The 19,775-nt window shown below is 70.8% G+C and carries 16 protein-coding genes, 1 tRNA gene and 1 pseudogene; 9 read left to right on the top strand and 9 right to left on the bottom strand.

Annotation, left to right across the window (positions count from 1 at the left end; translation table 11 throughout):
* The first annotated feature begins 65 nt into the window (after positions 1–65).
* Positions 66–1,199 carry an acyl-CoA dehydrogenase family protein gene (locus tag ACZ4Z1_RS16350; protein WP_468487267.1) on the top strand — a complete coding sequence of 378 codons (1,134 nt, stop codon included), beginning with the start codon at positions 66–68 and terminating at the stop codon, positions 1,197–1,199.
* Between the two features lie 174 nt (positions 1,200–1,373).
* On the opposite strand, the gene ACZ4Z1_RS16355 is transcribed toward ACZ4Z1_RS16350, so the two are convergent.
* The 4 genes from ACZ4Z1_RS16355 to ACZ4Z1_RS16370 all read right to left on the bottom strand — a co-directional run bounded on the left by ACZ4Z1_RS16355 (position 1,374) and on the right by ACZ4Z1_RS16370 (position 5,880).
* Complete coding sequence (locus ACZ4Z1_RS16355) at positions 1,374–1,718, bottom strand: rhodanese-like domain-containing protein (RefSeq protein ID WP_468487268.1); 345 nt, start codon at positions 1,716–1,718, stop codon at positions 1,374–1,376.
* A 10-nt stretch (positions 1,719–1,728) separates the two neighbouring features.
* Positions 1,729–2,817, bottom strand: a complete 1,089-nt coding sequence (locus tag ACZ4Z1_RS16360; RefSeq protein WP_468487269.1) for a J domain-containing protein — start codon at positions 2,815–2,817, stop codon at positions 1,729–1,731.
* A 31-nt stretch (positions 2,818–2,848) separates the two neighbouring features.
* A complete protein-coding gene (locus ACZ4Z1_RS16365; RefSeq protein WP_468487270.1) occupies positions 2,849–4,396 on the bottom strand; it encodes a DUF2252 domain-containing protein in 1,548 nt (515 codons plus the stop codon).
* Between the two features lie 263 nt (positions 4,397–4,659).
* Complete coding sequence (locus tag ACZ4Z1_RS16370) at positions 4,660–5,880, bottom strand: ABC transporter permease (RefSeq protein ID WP_468487271.1); 1,221 nt, start codon at positions 5,878–5,880, stop codon at positions 4,660–4,662.
* 104 nt (positions 5,881–5,984) lie between these two features.
* Between ACZ4Z1_RS16370 and ACZ4Z1_RS16375 the strand changes: the two genes are divergently transcribed.
* Positions 5,985–6,419 (top strand): MarR family winged helix-turn-helix transcriptional regulator, encoded by a 435-nt coding sequence (locus ACZ4Z1_RS16375; protein WP_468487272.1) that lies wholly within the window; start codon positions 5,985–5,987, stop codon positions 6,417–6,419.
* 103 nt (positions 6,420–6,522) lie between these two features.
* On the opposite strand, the gene ACZ4Z1_RS16380 is transcribed toward ACZ4Z1_RS16375, so the two are convergent.
* Entirely contained in the window at positions 6,523–6,885 is a 363-nt protein-coding gene (locus ACZ4Z1_RS16380) for a winged helix-turn-helix transcriptional regulator (RefSeq protein WP_468487273.1), read from the bottom strand.
* Between the two features lie 119 nt (positions 6,886–7,004).
* Here ACZ4Z1_RS16380 and ACZ4Z1_RS16385 point away from each other — a divergent pair, with 119 nt between their 5' ends.
* On the top strand, positions 7,005–7,655 hold the full coding sequence (locus ACZ4Z1_RS16385) for an FMN-dependent NADH-azoreductase (RefSeq protein WP_468487274.1): 651 nt from the start codon (positions 7,005–7,007) through the stop codon (positions 7,653–7,655).
* A 165-nt stretch (positions 7,656–7,820) separates the two neighbouring features.
* Here ACZ4Z1_RS16385 and ACZ4Z1_RS16390 read toward each other — a convergent pair.
* From ACZ4Z1_RS16390 to ACZ4Z1_RS16400, 3 genes and pseudogenes are all read right to left on the bottom strand, one after another.
* A pseudogene (locus ACZ4Z1_RS16390) lies at positions 7,821–8,501 on the bottom strand (response regulator transcription factor); the annotation flags it as partial.
* An 85-nt stretch (positions 8,502–8,586) separates the two neighbouring features.
* Entirely contained in the window at positions 8,587–10,410 is a 1,824-nt protein-coding gene (locus ACZ4Z1_RS16395; protein ID WP_468487275.1) for a sensor histidine kinase, read from the bottom strand.
* A 224-nt stretch (positions 10,411–10,634) separates the two neighbouring features.
* Positions 10,635–11,840, bottom strand: coding sequence for an MFS transporter (locus ACZ4Z1_RS16400; RefSeq protein ID WP_468487276.1), 1,206 nt, complete (start codon positions 11,838–11,840; stop codon positions 10,635–10,637).
* Between the two features lie 108 nt (positions 11,841–11,948).
* On the opposite strand from ACZ4Z1_RS16400, the gene ACZ4Z1_RS16405 reads away from it, so the two are divergent.
* Positions 11,949–12,848, top strand: coding sequence for a LysR family transcriptional regulator (locus tag ACZ4Z1_RS16405; RefSeq protein WP_468487327.1), 900 nt, complete (start codon positions 11,949–11,951; stop codon positions 12,846–12,848).
* 114 nt (positions 12,849–12,962) lie between these two features.
* Here ACZ4Z1_RS16405 and ACZ4Z1_RS16410 read toward each other — a convergent pair.
* Positions 12,963–13,046, bottom strand: a tRNA-Leu gene (locus tag ACZ4Z1_RS16410).
* 635 nt (positions 13,047–13,681) lie between these two features.
* Here ACZ4Z1_RS16410 and ACZ4Z1_RS16415 point away from each other — a divergent pair.
* The 5 genes from ACZ4Z1_RS16415 (at position 13,682) to ACZ4Z1_RS16435 (ending at position 19,631) form a co-directional block, all read left to right on the top strand.
* On the top strand, positions 13,682–14,563 hold the full coding sequence (locus ACZ4Z1_RS16415) for an FhaA domain-containing protein (protein ID WP_468487277.1): 882 nt from the start codon (positions 13,682–13,684) through the stop codon (positions 14,561–14,563).
* A gap of 10 nt (positions 14,564–14,573) precedes the next feature.
* Entirely contained in the window at positions 14,574–15,104 is a 531-nt protein-coding gene (locus ACZ4Z1_RS16420; RefSeq protein ID WP_468487278.1) for an FHA domain-containing protein FhaB/FipA, read from the top strand.
* Between the two features lie 128 nt (positions 15,105–15,232).
* On the top strand, positions 15,233–16,744 hold the full coding sequence (locus tag ACZ4Z1_RS16425) for a PP2C family protein-serine/threonine phosphatase (RefSeq protein ID WP_468487279.1): 1,512 nt from the start codon (positions 15,233–15,235) through the stop codon (positions 16,742–16,744).
* A gap of 23 nt (positions 16,745–16,767) precedes the next feature.
* Entirely contained in the window at positions 16,768–18,165 is a 1,398-nt protein-coding gene (locus ACZ4Z1_RS16430) for an FtsW/RodA/SpoVE family cell cycle protein (protein WP_468487280.1), read from the top strand.
* A complete protein-coding gene (locus ACZ4Z1_RS16435) occupies positions 18,162–19,631 on the top strand; it encodes a peptidoglycan D,D-transpeptidase FtsI family protein (RefSeq protein ID WP_468487281.1) in 1,470 nt (489 codons plus the stop codon). The genes ACZ4Z1_RS16430 and ACZ4Z1_RS16435 overlap by 4 nt, the downstream gene beginning before the upstream one ends.
* Positions 19,632–19,775: the final 144 nt, after the last annotated feature.

The following is a 19,775-nucleotide window of genomic DNA, read 5'->3' on the forward strand; positions in this document are numbered from 1 at the left end:
GCAACCTGTTCTAACTTGACGCCTCGTCAGGTAACTGCCGTGCGGGTACGCGGGAGGACAGCCCAGTGGACTTCACCTTCACCGAGGAGCAGCAGGCGGCCGTCGAGGCGGCCGAGGCCGTCTTCGCGAACGTCGTCCCCGACAGCGTGCCGAGCCCCGCGCTCACCGCCGGAGCGGTGGCCGACGACTTCGACCGCCCCCTGTGGCGCAAGCTGGCCGACGCCGACCTGCTGAGCCTGCTGCTCGCCCCCGAGTACGGCGGAGCGGGGCTGGACCCGATCGCGCTCTGCCTGGTGCTGCGCGAGTCCGCCAAGGTGCTGGCCCGCGTACCGCTGCTGGAGAACAGCGCCGCGGCCCTCGCGGTCCAGACGTACGCCACCGATGCGCTGCGCGCCGATGTGCTTCCCCGGACCGGACGCGGCGAACTGGTCTTCACCGTCGCCGCCGCCGGACGCACCGGCCACGACCCCGCCGAACTCGCCGTCGCCGCCCGCCGCGATGACTCCGACTGGGTCCTCGACGGCCTGCACACCGCCGTACCCTGGGCGCAGAGCGCCGACCGCATCCTCGTCCCCGCCCACACCGGCGACGGAACCGCCGTACTCGCCCTCGTACCCCGCATCCAGGACGGCGTCCGCCTTCACGACCAGATCTCCACCAACGGCGAACGCCACGCAGAAGTCCACCTGGAGTCCGTACGGATCCGCACCGAAGAGGTCATCACCGACCCCGGTGCCTGGGAGTGGCTGCGCAACGTCCTCACCACCGGCACGTGCGCACTGGCACTCGGCCTCGGTCAAGCCGTACTGGCCATGACCAGCGCCTACACGGCGAAGCGCGAACAGTTCGGCTTCCCCGTCGCCACCTTCCAGGCCGTCGCCGTCCAAGCCGCCGACCGCTACATCGACCTGCGGGCCATGGAAGCCACCCTCTGGCAGGCCGCATGGCGCATCAGCAGCGAGGCAAACGGTGCGCTGCCACCGGCAGGAGATGTGGCGGTGGCCAAGATCTGGGCCTCGGAGGGCGTACGCCGCGTCGTACAGACCGCACAGCACCTGCACGGCGGCTTCGGCGCGGACACGGACTACGCACTGCACCGCTACCACGCCTGGGCCAAACAGCTCGAACTCTCCCTCGGCCCGGCCGCCGCACACGAAGAGGCCCTGGGCGACCTGCTGGCCGCCCACGCCCTCGGCTGAGCGCCCGGCCGAACACTGCAGGTCAGGCGGCCGCGGTGGCGCAGATAACCGCTGCAGGCCAGGCGATCACCGCGGTTGGACAATCACTGCGGTCAGGCAAACACTGCGCGGTGGCAATCACTGCGCAGTGGCGATCACCGCGGGAGGCGATCACTGCGGGTCGGACGACCGCTGTCAGACGACCGCGCCCGGCTCGCCCTTGCTGTTCTTCACCGGGCGGCCGGCGGCCTCCCAGGCCTGCATGCCACCGGCGACGTTCACCGCGTCGATGCCCTGCTGGATCAGGTACTGGGCGACCTGCGCGGACCGGCCGCCGACCCGGCACAGCACGTAAACCTTGCCGCCGTCGGGCGCCTGCTCCGTCAACTCGCCGTACCGGCCGACGAACTCGCTCATCGGGATGTGCAGCGCGCCCTCGGCGTGCCCCGCCTCCCACTCGTCGTGCTCCCGTACGTCCAGGAGGAAGTCCTCGGACGTCAGTGCGTCGACCTTGACCGTGGGCAGAGAACCAAAGTGCATGGCCCCGACGCTACCCGACCAGCTGCGCCAGGTACGCCTCACGTTCGGCGACATCCGCGAGCAGCTTCTCGGCGATCTCCTCCAGCAGTGCGTCCGGGTCCTCGGGCGCCATCTTGATCATCGCGCCGATCGCGCTCTCCTCCAGCTCGGCGGCGACCGCCGCGAGCATCTCCTTGCGCGCCGCCAGCCACTCCAGCCGCGCGTAGAGCTCCTCACTCTCGCTCGGCCGCTGCTCCTGCGGCGCCGGCCCGGCCTCCCATTCACGGGCCAGCTCGCGCAGCGCAGCCGCGTCCCCGGCTCCGTACGCGGCATTGACCCGCGCGATGAACGCGTCCCTGCGGCCACGTTCCGCCTCGTCGCGCGCCAGGTCGGGATGGGCCTTGCGCACCAGGTCACGGTAGACCCGGCGGGCCTCCTCGCTCGGCCGCACCTTCTGCGGCGGCCGGACCGACTGCTCGTTGAGCATCGCCTCGGCCTCCGGATACAGCCCCTCGGACCCCATCCACCCGTGGAAGAGCTCCTCGACATCGGGCATCGGCAGCACCGCCGCCCGCGCCTCCCGGGCCTTGCGTACGTCCTCGGGGTCACCCGTACGAGCTGCGATGGCCTCGGCGATCTGGGCGTCCAGCTCGTCCAGCCGCGAGTACATGGGCCCAAGGCGCTGATGGTGCAGCCGGGAGAAGTTCTCCACCTCCACCCGAAAGGTCTCCACCGCGATCTCGAACTCGATCAACGCCTGCTCGGCAGCCTCCACCGCCCGCGCCAACCGCCCCGTCGAAACCCCACCCGAACCGTCGTCCCCCGGCGACTGCTCCGAGCCGCCCTGGGGATGGGTCGAGCCAGCCTGGGCCGGGGCGGAGCCACCATGGATGTGGGCCGAGCCCTCGTGGGCGTGGTCCGAGCCACCCTGCACGTGGGCCGCACCACCGTGGGTGTGCTCCGAGCCACCCTGCGCGTGAGCCGAGCCCTGGGCGTACTCGGCGTGGCCGTCCTGAGCCGGGTGTCCCCCCTGAGATGCGTAGGCCGCATGGCCCGCGCCCCCAGGGTCAGCGTGTGCGTCCTGGCCGTCCTGCGCGTTCTCCGCCTGCGAGTTCGTCACCCGGCCACCCTACGGCCCGGCACGGCCCCGCTCAGACTCCCGTCTCCGCGGCTATCCGCCCCTTCCTGATCGCCGCGACCAACTCCGCGTGATCCGCCTCCGTACGATCCGCATAAGCCACCGCGAAATCGGCCAGCGCCTCGTCCAACGCGGCGCCCTTGCCGCAGTACCCCGCCACCACGCGCGGATCAGCACTGTGCGCATGAGCCCGGGCCAGCAACGCGCCCGTCATCCGCGCGTAGTCATCGATCTGATCGCCGACCAGGGCGGCCGGGTCGACGCTGCCTTTACGGTTCCGGAACTGCCGCACCTGGTAGGGCCTCCCCGCCCCCTCCCCCCGCCCCTCAGCCCGTCCCCCGGCCAGCTCCCCTCCCCGGCCCCCAGCCCCTACCGACCGCGCCTCGGACCACACCCCCACCCGCGGCTCACCCCTACCCACCCCCTCCTGCTCACCCGCATCACGCCCGCTCCCCGCCCGCGGCTCGTGCACCGTCGTCCAGCCCAGCAGGCTGTCGCTCACCACTTGCATGTGCCGCTGTCCGAGGACGATGCGTCGGCCCTCGTGTGCGACTGCCGGTGCCGGGAAACCGGCTTTTTCCGCGTACGGCGTCAGCGCCGAGCTCCTCGCCTCCTTCACCTGGAGCACCAGTGGCTCGCCGCGGTGGTCCAGCAGCAGGACGACGTACGAGCGCAGGCCCACGCTCCCCGTGCCCACCACCCGGAACGCCACGTCCTGCACCTCGTACCTGGCCAGCAGCGGGAGCCGGTCCTCCGGCAGCGTGTTCAGGTAATCGGCGAGTGAGGCGACGACTGCAGCAGCTTCTGCGTCCGGTATTCGCCGCAGCACCGGCGGGGCGTCCACGAACCTCCTGCCGCCGCCGGGTATCTCCTCCGTCGACTTCGCCGCGAACCGCGCGCTGGTGTTCTTCCGGGCCTTGGCCACCACCCGTTCCAACGTTCCCAGCAGGTCGCGGGCGTCCGCGTGGGAGACCAGTTCCTCGTCGGCTATCGCGTTCCAGGCGTCGGCGGCCGACATGCCCGCCAGCAACCGCATCGTGCGTCGGTATGCGCCGACCGCGTCCCGTGCCGCCTCCCGGCACTGCTCCTCACTCGCCCCGGCCTCCCGGCCGGCCAGCACCAGTGAGGCCGCGAGCCGCTTCAAGTCCCACTCCCAGGGCCCGTACAGCGTCTCGTCGAAGTCGTTGAGATCCATCACGAGTCTGCCGCGGGCGTCACCGTAGAGGCCGAAGTTGGCCGCGTGCGCGTCACCGCATATCTGCGCGCCGATGCCGGTCATCGGGGTGGTCATCAAGTCGTAGGCCATCAGGCCGGCGGATCCGCGGAGGAACGCGAAGGGGCTGGCGGCCATCCGCCCGACCCGTATGGGCACCAGTTCCGGGAGACGGCCGACGTTGGACTCCTCGACCGTCGTGACCGCGTCCGGACGCCCGGCCTCCGGCGTGAACCGGCCATGCGCGGAGCGCGGTGCCCGCTCCCGGAGCGCCTTGCCGACCGCCTTCGGCGCGGGTCCCCGCGCGTCCGGCTTCGCGAACCCCGCTACGTACGGCAATCGCGTCATCGCCGCCACCTCCCCCTCCGTGCCCATGCCCGCCCCGGGCCCCGTCGTCCGGCCGCGTCGGAACATCCGCGGAAACCGGTGGTCTGCCGCCGGCCGCCGGGACGTTGTCTCCGCCGCGTGTTCACGACGGTACAGACAGGCCCCGCCTCGCGGCAGGGCCTGTGGATAACTCTGCGTGACAGAGTCGGAGAGGGTGAAGGGGGAGGGTGATGAGGTTATTGAGGTTGCTGAGGGGGTGCGGCATCCGGCCGGATGCCTCCTGCTCAGGCTCCGACCGCCTCTTCCATCTCCTCCTCGGCCTCCTCGGCCTGCTCCACGCTCCTGCTGTCGTCGGCCGTCGCCGCGTGGGCGGGTCGGCGCTCCGGCACCGTGGCGGCCACCGCGGCCGCGGCCACGGCCGTCGCGTTCTGTGCCGCGGCCGCCGCTGCGCGCCGCCTGCGTGTCTCGGCCAGGGACGCCACGCCGATCATCACGAATCCCACGACCAGCCACAGCACCAGCGTCCAGACGTGTCCGGCCAGCCCGTTGCCGTCGAAGTAGACGTGGCTGCGGGTGCCCTCGACGAAGCCGGCGCCGTTCCAGAATGCGTGGAGAGAGGCGAAGAAACCGTTCTGCAACTCGGGGCGGAAGACGCCTCCCGCAGAAGTGAAGTTGAGCATCACGAACAGCGCCATGACGCCCAGCGTGGTCCAGCGCTTGAGGAACGTGTGCAGCCCGGTGCCGATCAGCAGAATGCCCGCCGAGTACAGCCACGCCATGCTCCACAGCCCCCACAGCCCGTGGTCGACCAGGTGGAAGACCGGCCCGGCGAAGAGCGTCCCGAGGATGCTGACCACGAAGGAGGTACCGACCGCCAGCGCCGCGCGCAGCCGGATCGGCAGGACGGCTCCGGCGCCGCCGATCACCGCGACCGAGGCGTACGAGCCGATGCTGATGGCGACCATCAGGAAGAAGAGGCCCTGGCCCGTCGGGTCGTCCTCGGCGGGCGGAGCGACATCGGTGACCTTGAGCGGCGCGCCCTGCTGGGCCGCTACGGGCGTGAAGACCTTCTGCACCACGGACGCCGTGGTGTCGGAACCGGCCGTCGCGACCATCAGCTCGGGCGCGGCCTTGGCCCCGCCGCCCTTGACCGCCGAGGCAGCCGCCGGAGCACCGCCGCCGGAAGCGTGCGCGTCGGTCACGTACGCGCCGAAGATCTCCTGGTGCTTCAGCTGGTCCGCGGCCTCGTCCCGGCTGCCGACCGTGCGTACGTCCAGGCCGCCGTGCGCCTTGTCGCTGATCGACTGGGCGAGCACCTGCGTCTGGGGGCCCGAACCGACCACGGCGACGGGCAGGTGGTGCGGCTCCGGGTGCGCGAACGCCCCCAGGTAGGCCAGGCCCATGCCGATGCACATCAGCAACGGGGTGATCAGGTGGGTCAGAACGTGCCGCAGATCGGCTCGGTGATCGGGGCGGTGGTGGTCGGGACGTCGGACCGAACTCATGCGTCGTGCCTTCTCAAGCTAGTCGCTCAGCATCGAGTAGTTGGCTTATACAACTCTCATTCCACGTTGTACTATACAACTACTTCAACGAAAGGCAAGCACTCGTGGCCCGCAGAGACGAATCCGTCGAGACCATCCAGCAGGAGATGACCGCGTTCGCCCGCCGGGCACGCGCCACCGCCGCCCGTATGCACCCCGAGCTCTCGCTCGTCTCCTACACGCTGCTGGCGCACCTCGACGACCAGAAGGGGTGCCGCGCGACCGACCTGGCCGCGCACTACCTCCTGGACAAGTCCACGGTCAGCCGACAGATCTCCGCCCTGGAGAAGCTCGGTTTCGTGGAGCGCCGCGTGGACCCGGACGACCACCGCGTCCAGGTGCTGCACCCCACCACCAAGGGCGCGCAGATGCTGGCCAATGTCACCGCCAGCCGCCGCCAGGCGTTCCACCAGCGGCTCGCCGACTGGGAAGAGGAGGACCTGGAGCGTTTCGCGTCATACCTGCTGCGCTACAACGCCGCGCAGGAACGACACGGCTGAGCCGCCACGACACGACCGAGCCGCGACACGGCCGAGCCACGACACAGCCGGGCTCCACAGCCGGCCCCGCCCCCTGAACACCTGGGTACCGAACCCCGTCCGCTCACTTCCGGAAGCGTTCCGGACACTGCCCGCCCTCGGCGAGGTACATCTCCGACCACCGGGCCAGCTCCTTGAGCGCGGGGTCGAGCGCCCGCCCTGCCTCGGTCAGGCGGTACGAGACGCGCAGCGGCGGACCGCCGTCGACCTCCCGTACGACGAGGCCGGCCGCGGACAGCTCCGTGAGCCGGTCCGAGAGCATGCGCTCACTGATTCCGGGGACCGCCCGCCGCAGCTCGGCGAAGTGCACCGGGCCACCGAGGAGGACGGACACGATCAGGCCGGTCCACCGCTTGCCGAACAGCGCGAAGACCCGCGCCATCCCGGTGTCCACCTGCCTGCACGCCTCGTCCCCACGTTCCACCATGCACCCAGAGTACTGCCTTCCCGTTGGGTGCTGCGAAAAAGTAAGCTGCTGTGCTAAACATAGGTACGTACGGAACTCATCCTCGGGCCGCGCGTCGGCCACGACCGAAGGACCGCATCATGGCCACGCTTCTGCACCTCGACTCCTCCCTCTTCCAGACCGACGGCTCCGCCTCCCGCTCGGTGACCGCCGCCTTCCGCAAGGCCTGGGAGGAGCAGCACCCGGGCAGCACCGTCGTGTACCGCGACCTCGCCGCCGCCCCCCTGCCGCACCTGGATGCCCCGGGCTTCACCGCCGCTTTCAGGGCGCCGGACGCCCTCACCCCTGAGCAGCAGACCGCTTTCGCACGACGCCTCGAACTGGTCGAGGAGCTGGAGAAGGCGGACGCGGTCGTCATCGGCGCCCCCATGTACAACTTCACGATCTCCTCCACGCTGAAGGCATGGCTGGACCACGTGATCATCATGGGCCGGGTCACCGGAGAGGAGTCCTCGCTCAAGGGCAAGCCGGTGACCATCGTTGCCAGCCGCGGCGGCTCGTACGCCCCGGGCACGCCCCGTGAAGGCTTCGACTACGTCCAGAACTACCTGGAGGCCGTGCTCGGCACCATGTTCGGCATGGAGGTCGACTTCATCGTTCCCGAGCTGACCGCGGCCCCCAGCAACCCCGCGATGGCAGACCTCATACCGCTGTACGAGGCCTCCCGCGACAAGGCCCTCCAGGAGGCCGCCGACAAGGCCAAGGCAATCGCCGCACGCCTCGCCGCCTGACGCACAGCACCGGCACCCGCACCCGCACCCGCACCCGCCGGGGCAGCATCGGCTGCGCGCGCAGTACGGCGCGCGCAGCCCGTACCGCCCACGCAGCCGACGCTGTCCGCACGGCGCCGCTGGCCCGGCGGGCCCCGGAAACCCGCCAGTCCGGTGCCGGTCAGCCCCGGACCCCGCATCGCGCGCGAGCAGCGCCGCCTGTACCCGGTTCTCGCAGCCCAGCTTGGACAGGATGCGGCTGACGTACGTCTTCACCGTCGCCTCGCTCATGTGGATCCGCTCGCCCGCGTCGGCGTTGGAGAGCCCTTCGCCGAGCAGGGACAACACCTCCATCTCCCGCTCCGTCAGGACGGACAGCCGCCGTCCGGCCTCCTCCGCACGCCGGGCCGTGCGGGTGGCGCCGGTCTCGCCACCGGGGCCGCCGCTCTGCGCCACCAGCGAATCGGCCACATGCCGGGTGGCCACCGGCGACATGTAGGCGTGGCCGTCGGCCGCGGCGCGTACCGCTCGGATCAGCTCGTCCGGCGCGGAGTCCTTCAGCAGGAAGCCCGCGCTTCCCTCACCCATCGCCCGCAGGACGTTCTCCCGCTCCCCGAACGTCGTCAGGATCAGGGCCCGTACGGATGGTGCCGCACGGCGCAGTTCGGCGAGCGCCGTCAGACCGTCCATAACCGGCATCTGGATGTCCAGGAGCACCACGTCCGCGCCGTGGGCCCGCGCGGCCTCGACCGCCTCCTTGCCGTTGCCGGCCTCCGCCACGACCGCGATGTCCCGGGCGGAGGTGAGGATCATCCGGATACCGGCCCTGATGAGCGGCTCGTCGTCAGCGACGATCACCCTGATCACTCGGACTCCCGCACGGGCTCGGTCGGTTGTTTCCACGGACAGCGCCATCTTCCCCCCATTCACACGCCGGTCCGTCCGGCCGCCCTCAGACCTTCCCCAGGAAGGACCGCTTCTCCATCAGCTTCCCGTCCTTGAAACAGAACCGGTACGCACGCTCCTCTTCCCAGCCCTCGGACGACTCCGTGGACGTGAACGTCTCGCAGCGCGCGCCCGCCGGCTTCGCCGGCCCCTGGTCGTTCAGCCCGCTGTTCAGGAACGACCCGGTCGGCAGCCGCTCCCGTACCTCAGCCTCCGGCGAGCCGATCCTCAACTGCCCGTACGTGCTCGGCGACACCGAGCTCTCCTCTATCGCCTTGAAGATCTCGACCGTCCCCCAGGCGGTCAGCAGCCCCAGGACCACGACCACGCCCGCCGCCAGACCGCACCCGACGGCGAACCCCCTGCGCCTCCCCTCCCCTCGGAACATCGCCGTGTCCGGCGCCGCGTACACCCGCGACCAGTCGATGACCGGCCGGCCGTCCTTGCCGGTGTGCACCACGGGGCGCCCACGGCCGGCGTCCGGGAAACCGCCGCCCGGACCGCCCGGACCAACCGTCCCGACCGGTTCGGCCGCCGGCACCGGCAGCATCGGCTCCGCGGCCGTCGCCGCCACCGTCACCGGTCCGTACGGCAGTACCCCGGCGAGCCGGAATCCGCCGTCCGGCACCGGGCCGCTGTGGACCATGCCGCCGACCAGCCGCGCCCGCTCCCGCAGCCCCGTCAGCCCCTGGCCGCCGCTGACCTCGGGACCACCGGCCGCGTCCGGCGGCACCGGTCCGTTGACGACCTCCACCAGCAGCGAGTCCGGCTCATAGCGCAGGGCCACTGTCACCGGCGCCCCCGACGCGTGCTTGTGCGCGTTGGTCAGGCCCTCCTGCACGATGCGGTATGTGGCCCGGTCGACAGCCGGCGCCAGCGCACGCGGCTCCCCCGACCGGGAGACGGATATTCGGGCCCCCGCACCGCGCGACGCCTCGACCAGCGCGTCCACCTGGGCCACCCCGCGCTGCCCCGCGTCCGCGGCCGTGCCCGCGCCGATCGCCGCCTGCGACGCGACCGCGTCCTCGTGCTCGTCGCGGAGCAGCCCCACGACCTCGCGCAGTTCGCGCATCGCCGCCACCGAGGCTCCGCGCAGCACGCCGACGGCCTCCCGCTGCCGCCCGTTGAGCTCGGAGTCCACCTCCAGCGCGCCCGTGTGCACGGCGATCAGCGTGAGCTGGTGGCCCAGGCTGTCGTGCATGTCCTGCGCGATGCGCTGCCGCTCGCGCAGCTGCGTCTGGCGGGCGATCATCGCGTTCTCCCGCAGCAGCTGTGTGCGTTGGGCGTGCAGGGTCTCCACCAGGGTGCGGTTCTGGGACCAGTAGCGGCTCGCGATACCGGGCATGGCCACTATCGCCAGGAAGGACACCGCCAGGATCATCAGCTTCTCCGGCGACACCACGGGAAGGTCCTGGATCACGGGCACCGCCATACTCAGCACCAGCGCCACCGCGAACACCACCAGCGCCCGCGCGCTCCCCGCGATCCGGCGCCCGGCCGACCAGCCCGCCACGATCAGCAGCACCGATATCCCCACGAACAGCCAGCTCAGCGACGCCGCGAAGATCAGAACCGTGCCGGGCAGGGCACGGCGCAGCGGCGAGAGCACCATCACCGCCACCGTCACCAGCCACGTACTGACGTCGCCGGTGCCGCTGACCTTCTCCATGCCGAGCGAGACCAGCCCCAGCAGCAGCGCCAGCAGCGATTCACCGACGACGCGGTACGGCGGCCACTGCTCCGGACGGGCCAGGCGCCGCCACACCCGCCCGGCCGCGGCCCGGACCGCCGTCGCCCGGGCCGCCACCTGTGCATTCCCCGTGATGTTCACGCTCTGAGCGTAGGAAAGGCCCGCCTGCCCGCACAGTCACCGTTCGTCGTCCCCTGCCGTGACGAAAGTCGCTGCTTCCACAGCAGGCTGCTCCCGATGGCAGCCGACACGTCAGGCCGGTCCGTGCGGCAACACGTCAGGCCGGTCCCGTACGGCAGCACACACGTCAGGCCGATTTCCCACGACAGTCCGCACGACTGCCCTCACATCCGCCACGCAACACCTCACACACCCCCCACCCCCGGCCCCCGCCCCACCCCCACCGCAACCAACGCCCCCACAGCCAGCGCACCCCCGACCCACAGCACGGCGGTGATCCCCCAGCCGTCCACCACCCGGCCCCCGCCGAACGCGCCCAGCGCGATCGCCGCGTTGAACACCGCCACGAACAGTGCGGACGCCGCCTCGCGCGCCTTCGGGGCCACCGCCGTCAGCCACGTCTGCGTACTGACCGACACCCCTCCGTAAGCCAGCCCCCACACCGCCAGCAGCGCCGCCGCTCCCGGCGCGCCCACCCCCAGGACGGGCACCAGCAGTACCGCCCCGGCCAGCACCGCGCTGATCACCACCAACGTGCCACGCGGCGACCGCCCCGCCCCCGCGCCACCCAGGAAGTTCCCCGCGACACCCGCGCCCCCGTACACCAGCAGCAGCGTGCCGACCACCCCGGGGCCGACCCCGGACACCTCCTCCAGGACCGGCCGCACATACGTGTACGCGGCGAAGTGCCCGCCCACCAGGAGCGCCACCACGACCAGCCCGGTACGCACCCGTGCGTCGCGGAACAGCCGCAGCACCCCGCCCAGCCGTACGGCTCCCTCGGCCGGCAGCGGCGGCAGCAGTACGGCCAGCGCCACGGTGACCAGCGCCGCCAACCCGCCCACCACGACGAACGCCGCGCGCCACCCGCCCATCTGCCCGGTCAGCGTGCCCGCCGGCACCCCGAGCACCGACGCCGCGGCCACCCCGCTGAAGATCAACGATGTCGCCGCGGCCACCGACCGCGACGGCACCAGCCGCACCGCGAGCCCCGCCGCCAGCGCCCACACGCCGCCCATGCCCAGCCCGACCAGCACGCGCGCCGCCAGCATCACCCCGAAGCCGGACGACCACGCGGCCAGCAGGTTCGCCGCCGCGAGCATCCCCATCAGTCCGCACAGCACCGTCCGCCGGTCCGCCCGGCCCACCGCCAGGGTCAGCACCGGCGCCCCCAGTGCCGCGACCACACCGGTCACCGTGATCGTCAGCCCGGCCGTCCCGTCCGTGACGCCCAACGCGCCCCCGATGGGCGTCAGCAGCCCCACCGGCAGCATCTCCGACGTCACCACCGTGAACGTGGCCGCCGCCAGCGCTCCCACCGCGGGCCACCCCGCGCCCCTGCCCGGCCGCAACCCGCCGTCGCGGCCCGCCGTTTCCTCGATCGTCGTCATGCACCCCAGCCAACGCGCGGCCGCCGGCGGGAACAACGGCGAACACCTCACGCTTCCATGAGCGTGACTCATCGATCCGGAAGCACCCCGGCCCGGCACCGGGCCTCCGTGCCCGCCACCTCCGGCGGCCTGGAGATCCGTGAACTGGAGTGCTTCCTGGTCCTGGCCGAGGAGCTGCACTTCGGCCGCACCGGCGCGCGCCTGTACGTGTCGCAGAGCCGCGTCAGCCAGCTCGTCCGTGCCCTGGAACACCGCGTCGGCGCCCGCCTCGTCGAACGCACCAGCCGCCGCGTACGCCTCACACCCCTCGGTGCGGACTTCCTCGCCGGCCTCCGCCCCGCCTACGACGCCCTGCGCGGCACGTTCGAGGCCACCGTCGCCGCCGCCCGCGGCATCGAGGGCCGGCTGCGCATCGGCTTCCAGGGCACCGCGGACGACCGCATCATGCAGGCCATCGACACCTTCCACGCCCGCCACCCCGGGTGCGACACACAGATCGTCGAAATACCGCTCCAGGACCCCTTCGGCCCGGTGCAGCGCGGGGAGGTCGACGCCGCCGTCGTCCTGCTGCCCGTCGAAGAGCCCGGTCTCGTACTGGGGCCCGTCTTCTCCAAGCAGCAGCAGACACTCGCCGTCTCCGTACGCCACCCCCTCGCCTCCCGCGCGGCCGTCGATGCCGAGGACCTGGCCGACGAACCCCTCGTCACCGTCGAAGGCCCCGCCCCCGAGTACTGGCGCTACGCCCAGGCCCCCACCAGCACCCCCGGCGGCCGCCCCATCCCGCCCGGCCCCGGCGTCCGCACCCTCCAGGAAGGCCTGACCCTGGCTGCCTCCGGACGCGGCGCGATGCTGCTCTGCCGCCCCACGGCGGACTACCACGGTCGCCGGGACGTCACTTTCGTACCGGTCACCGGTCTGCCGGACTCCGCGCTCGGCCTCGTCTGGCACCAGGACCGCGAGACCGCGCGTATTCGCGCCTTCAGCGCGGCCGTCACCGATGTGACGTAGCCCTCACCGCTTCTTTCGGACGACGGGCCGGAATCCGCCGGGGCCCGCCCGCAGAAGCCGCCGGCACAACGCAAGACCCCCGGTCCGGGAATCCCGGACCGAGGGTCTCATCTGTGCGCGAGGGGGGAGTTGAACCCCCACGCCCTTTCGGGCACTGGAACCTGAATCCAGCGCGTCTGCCTATTCCGCCACCCGCGCATTGGGTGTGTCGTTCGATTCTCTCACGTGATCCGGGCTGTTCGGTCCGGCTCTTGTGCGAGCGCCTTGCGACATGCAGAACACTAGCACGCTGTCAGGGGTGTCTTCACATCCGTTCTCCGGAGCCCGCCCGCGGCCGCCTCCGGGAGCCTTCCCGCCACTCCGCCACGGCCGGCGTCCGGTCCCCCACTGCCCCACCCGAGGGACCTCGCCCGGGGCTCCTCCGACCGGATCGCGCCGCCCCGCGCCTCCCCGCCCACGTCCGCCCCGCCCCGCTGCCCCACCCGGTCGGCGAACCGGGCGGTTGCGGGACACTGTGAGTGGGGCACATCTACGATCGCAGTGCCATCGCAACGCCGGCGCGGTCTCATCGCGAAGCCATCGCGGTGCCAGGGCCCGTCCCGGTGGCCGGTGACACGGCAATTTCGCCACGGCGGCACCGCGGACCCATCGCGGTTACGCCGGAGTGACGCACCAGCAAGCAGCAGTGAGCAACCTTGTGAGGGGCGACACTCGTCCTCACGGCGGGAAAGGGGAACCAGCCGATTTCCCGGCGCGTGGATACGATCAGTAAGCAGTATCAGGACGACCCTGTCGAAGACCGACCTGACGAAGACTGAGGAAGGAGGTGCCCCGTGGGAGTACTGAAGCGCTTCGAGCAGCGTCTCGAAGGTCTCGTCAACGGCACCTTCGCCAAGGTGTTCAAGTCCGAGGTGCAGCCCGTTGAGATCGCCGGCGCGCTCCAGCGCGAGTGCGACAACAACGCCACCATCTGGAACCGCGACCGCACGGTCGTCCCCAACGACTTCATCGTCGAACTGAGCACCCCCGACTACGAGCGGCTCAGCCCGTACAGCGGCCAGCTCGGAGACGAGCTCTCCGGTATGGTCCGCGACTACGCCAAGCAGCAGCGCTACACCTTCATGGGCCCGATCAAGGTGCACCTGGAGAAGGCCGACGACCTCGACACCGGCCTGTACCGCGTCCGCAGCCGCACCCTCGCGTCCAGCACGTCCCAGGAGCACCCGGGAGCCGCCGCCGCGGCCCAGCGCCCCACCGCGCCCCGGAGCAGCCCGTCCGGTCCCGGCGGTCATGTGGGCCCGCCCCCCATGCCCAGCTCGCCGCCCGGTGCCGCACAGCCGGCCCCCCGGTCGGCTCCGCCCGGCGCCGGTCCACAGCCGGGCTCGGCCTCCGACGGTTGGTACCAGAGCCGAGGCGGAGCGGAGCGCGGCTCGCAGACCAGGCGCTGGATCGAGATCAACGGCAACCGCCACCAGATCTCCCGGCCCACGCTCGTCCTCGGCCGCAGCACCGACGCCGACGTACGGATCGACGACCCGGGAGTCTCCCGTCGGCACTGTGAGATCCGGGTCGGAACTCCGGCGACCATCCAGGATCTGGGTTCTACCAACGGCATCGTGGTAGACGGGCAGCACACAACCCGCGCTACGCTCCGCGACGGCTCGCGGATCGTCGTGGGCAGTACCACCATCGTTTACCGGCAAGCCGAAGGGTGAAGCGGGGGCAATGTCAGAGCTGACCCTCACGGTCATGCGGTTGGGTTTCCTCGCCGTACTGTGGCTGTTCGTCATCGTGGCCGTCCAGGTCATCCGCAGCGACCTGTTCGGCACACGGGTCACGCAGCGCGGCGCCGCCCGCCGCGGCGGTCAGGAGGCGCGCCCGCAGCAGCGCCAGCAGGCCGCACCACCGCAGCAGCAGCGCCGCCAGGAAGGCGGCCGCGGCAACAACCGTCAGCGTCGCGGTGCCCCCACAAAGCTGGTGGTCTCCGAGGGCACGTTGACGGGTACGACCGTCGCCCTCCAGGGCCAGACCATCTCGCTGGGACGCGCGCACGACTCCACCATCGTGCTGGACGACGATTACGCCTCCAGCAGGCATGCCAGGATCTACCCGGACCGTGACGGCCAGTGGATCGTCGAGGATCTCGGGTCCACCAACGGCACGTATCTCGACCGGACCCGACTGACGACCCCGACACCGATTCCGCTGGGAGCCCCGATCCGCATCGGCAAGACCGTCATCGAGCTGCGGAAGTAGTGCTACGTCATGAAAGAGCGCGAGCGGAGCGAGCGAGCCGCGGCGGTCCACTCGACGGACCCGAGCGTGCTCCCGACCGGAGGGTGGGCACCGTGCGGATGTACCCCGAGCCGACGGGCGAGGTGCGTATGAGTCTGTCACTGCGCTTCGCCGCCGGATCGCACAAGGGCATGATCCGGGAGGGCAACGAGGACTCCGGTTACGCCGGCCCGCGCCTGCTCGCCATCGCCGACGGCATGGGCGGCCAGGCCGCGGGTGAGGTCGCCTCCTCCGAGGTGATCTCCACCCTCGTCCAGCTCGACGACGACGTCCCCGGCTCCGACATCCTCACCTCGCTCGGTACGGCCGTACAGCGCGCCAACGACCAGCTGCGCGTCATGGTCGAGGAGGACCCGCAGCTGGAGGGCATGGGCACGACCCTGACCGCGCTGCTGTGGACCGGGCAGCGGCTCGGCCTCGTACACGTCGGCGACTCCCGCGCGTACCTGCTGCGCGACGGCGTCCTGACGCAGATCACGCAGGACCACACCTGGGTGCAGCGGCTCGTCGACGAGGGCCGGATCACCGAGGAGGAAGCCACCACCCACCCGCAGCGCTCCCTGCTGATGCGCGCGCTGGGCAGCGGCGACCACGTCGAACCCGACCTGTCCATCCGCGAGGTACGGGCCGGCGACCGCTACCTGATCTGCTCGGACGGCCTGTCCGGCGTGGTCAGCCACCAGACCCTCGAAGACACCCTCGCCAGCTACCACGGCCCGCACGAGACCGTGCAGGAACTGATCCAGCTGGCGCTGCGCGGCGGCGGCCCCGACAACATCACGTGCATCGTCGCCGACGTTCTGGACGTCGACGCCGGTGACACCCTCGCGGGCCACCTCAACGACACCCCGGTCGTCGTCGGCGCCGTCGCCGAGAACCAGAACCAGCTCAGCGACCCCAGCACGATGCAGACGCCGGCCGCCCGCGCCGCCGAACTGGGCCGCCACCGGGACACGCCACAGGGCGCGCCGGGCGGCGCCTTCGGCCCGCCGGGCAGTGGCGACAGCGGCATCGCGGGCCCGCCGCAGGGCTCGTTCGGCGCGTTCACGGACGAGGAGTTCCTCAAGCCGGAGCGCGGCCGCGGCCGGTGGATCAAACGGTCGCTGATCATCGTGCTGGCGCTGGCCGCGGTCGGCGGCGGCCTGTACGCGGGCTACCGCTGGACGCAGACGCAGTACTTCGTCGGCGCCAAGGACAACCACGTCGCGCTGTACCGGGGCATCAGCCAGGACCTCGCCTGGATCAAGCTCAACAACGTCGACGAGGACCACCCGGAGATCGAACTCAAGTACCTCCCCGTCTACCAGCGCAACCAGGTCAAGGAGACCATCGCCGTCGACAGCCGCAACCAGGCGATCGACAAGGTCACCGAGCTGGGCAAGCAGGCCAACGCCTGCCGGTCGAAGGAACAGCGGGAGACCGCGGAGCGCGAGGCGGCCCGCAAGAAGGCCGAGGAGGAGGCCCGCAAGAACAAGGACGGCAAGCCCGGCAAGCCCGCGGGCAAGCCCCAGGCGGCCCCGACACCCACTCCCACCACCAGCCAGACGCCCCCCTCCGAGGAGCAGCAGAAGCTGGAAAAGAATTGCAGCACCCAGCAGTGAGGGCGTAGGGGGCCGGAGATCTGATGAGCAGTACCACCACCACGACCACCGTGGGCACCATCGGTGCCCCGAGCCGCCGCAACACCGAGCTGGCCATGCTCGTCTTCGCGGTGCTCATCCCGGTGTTCGCCTACATCAACGTGGGCCTGGCCAAGGAGGGCACGGTCCCGGCCGGCATCCTGGGCTACGCCCTCGGCCTCGGCCTGCTGGCCGGCGTCACCCACCTCGTCGTCCGCAAGTGGGCCCCGTACGCCGACCCACTGATGCTGCCCATCGCGACCCTGCTGAACGGGCTCGGACTGGTCTTCATCTGGCGCCTGGACCAGGAACCGCAGATCACCACCAAGCAGCTCGGCGGCGCCCTGGCCCCCGGCCAGATGATGTGGTCGACGCTCGGCGTCGCGCTGTTCCTCGGCGTGCTGATCTTCCTCAAGGACCACCGTGTCCTGCAGCGCTACACCTACATCTCGATGGTCGTCGCGCTGATCCTGCTGATCGCTCCGGTCTTCTTCCCGGCCAAGTTCGGTGCCCGCATCTGGATCACCATCCCCGGTGTCGGCTCGCTACAGCCCGGTGAGTTCGCAAAGATCGCCATCGCGGTCTTCTTCGCGGGCTATCTCATGGTCAAACGGGACGCGCTGGCACTGGCCAGCCGCCGCTTCATGGGCCTGTACCTGCCGCGCGGCCGCGACCTCGGGCCGATCCTGGTCATCTGGGCACTGAGCCTGATGATCCTGGTCTTCGAGACCGACCTCGGTACGTCCCTGCTGTTCTTCGGCCTGTTCGTCGTCATGCTGTACGTCGCCACCGAGCGGACCAGCTGGATCGTCTTCGGTCTGCTGCTCAGCGCGGGCGGCGCGGTCGCGGTGGCCACCTTCGAGTCGCACGTACAGACCCGTGTGCACAACTGGCTCAACCCCCTGGACTTGCTGAACGGCGGCGTCACCGAGACCGCCCAGGCCATGTACTCCTTCGGCTCCGGCGGCATCCTCGGCTCGGGCCTCGGCCAGGGCTACTCCCGCCTCATCGGCGGCATCGCGCCCAAGAGCGACTACATCCTCGCCACCGTCGGCGAGGAAGCCGGCCTCGCCGGTCTGATGGCGATCCTGCTGCTGTACGGCCTGCTCATCGAGCGCGGCATCCGTACGGCGCTGGCCGCCCGCGACCCGTTCGGCAAGCTGCTCGCCGTCGGCCTGTCCGGCGCCTTCGCCCTCCAGGTCTTCGTCGTCGCCGGCGGTGTCACCGGCCTGATCCCGCTGACCGGCATGACGATGCCGTTCCTCGCACAGGGCGGCTCCTCCGTCATCGCGAACTGGGCCCTGGTCGCGCTCCTGCTGCGTATCAGCGACACCGCGCGCCGGCCCGCCCCGGCCCCCGCCCCCTCCACCGACGCCGAGATGACCCAGGTGGTCCGACCGTGAACAAGCCTCTGCGCCGCGTAGCCATCTTCTGCGGCCTGCTGGTTCTCTCGCTGCTCATCCGCGTCAACTGGGTGCAGTTCGTACAGGCCGACGAGCTGAAGAACGACACGCACAACCGGCGCGTGGCCATCGAGCGCTACAGCCAGCCGCGCGGCAACATCATCGTCGACGGCAAGGCCATCACCGGCTCGACCACCAACGACAGCGGCGACTTCAAGTACAAGCGGACCTACGAGAACGGCCCGATGTGGGCGCCGGTCACCGGCTACGCGTCCCAGGCCTTCGGCTCCAACCAGCTCGAAAAGCTCAACGACTCCATCCTCTCCGGCACCGACGACAAGCTCTTCTTCAGCCGTACGGTCGACATGTTCACCGGCGAGAAGCAGAAGGGCGGCGACGTCGTCACCACCCTGAACGCCAAGGCGCAGAAGGCCGCCTACGACGGCCTGGGCAAGAGCAAGGGCGCGGTCGCCGCGATCAACCCGGAGACCGGCGCGATCCTGGCCCTGGCCAACACCCCGTCGTACGACCCCTCCACCTTCGCCGGCATGTCCGACAAGGACGCCAAGGCGTACAACTCGCTGCTGAAGAAGAACAACCCGGACGACCCGATGCTCAACCGGGCGCTGCGCCAGACCTACCCGCCGGGCTCCACGTTCAAGGTCGTCACCGCCGCCGCCGCACTGGAGAACGGCCTCTACACCGACATCAACGCCAAGACCGACTCACCGCTGCCCTGGTACCTGCCGGACACCGCACACCAGCCGCTGAACAACGAGGGCAACATCCCCTGCGAGAACGCCAGCCTCAAGGAAGCGCTGCGCTGGTCCTGCAACACCGTCTTCGGCAAGATCAGCGCCGACCTCGGCAACAAGAAGATGAAGGCCGAGGCCGAGAAGTTCGGCTTCAACAACGACGAGGTCGACACCCCGGTACGGGCCGCCGAGAGCGTCTACCCGACCGACAACCGGCCGCAGAACGCGATGGCCGGCATCGGGCAGGCCTCCAACCGCGCCACCCCGCTGCAGATGGCCATGGTCACCTCGGCCATCGCCAACGGCGGCAAGCTGATGAAGCCGTACATGGTCGACAAGCTGGTGGCCCCCAACCTCAACGTCGTGCAGCAGCACACGCCGGAGACGATGAGCCAGCCGCTCAAGCCGGAGAACGCCCAGAAGCTCCAGGAGATGATGGAGGGCGTCGTCAAGAACGGCACCGGCACCAACGGCCAGATCGACGGCGTCACCGTCGGCGGCAAGACCGGCACCGCCCAGCACGGCGAGAACAACAAGGACAACCCGTACGCCTGGTTCATCTCCTACGCCAAGACCTCCAAGGGCACGCCGGTGGCCGTCGCCGTCGTGATCGAGGGCTCGGACACGCTTCGCGGCGACATCGCGGGCGGCAAGCTGGCCGCCCCCATCGCCAAGAAGGTCATGGAGGCGGTACTCGACGGCAAGAAGTGACCCCGGTCACGCCAATACCGGTCGGATATCAGGTGCCGGTCGCGACCGGGCCCCGCACGGCGTGCCGGGTACGGTATGCCCGAACAGCACACCGCCGGACCACACACGGGTGCGGTCGGGACTGACGGAGAGGGCTGGAGAAGC

This window comes from Streptomyces sp. NPDC030165 (genome assembly GCF_055573595.1).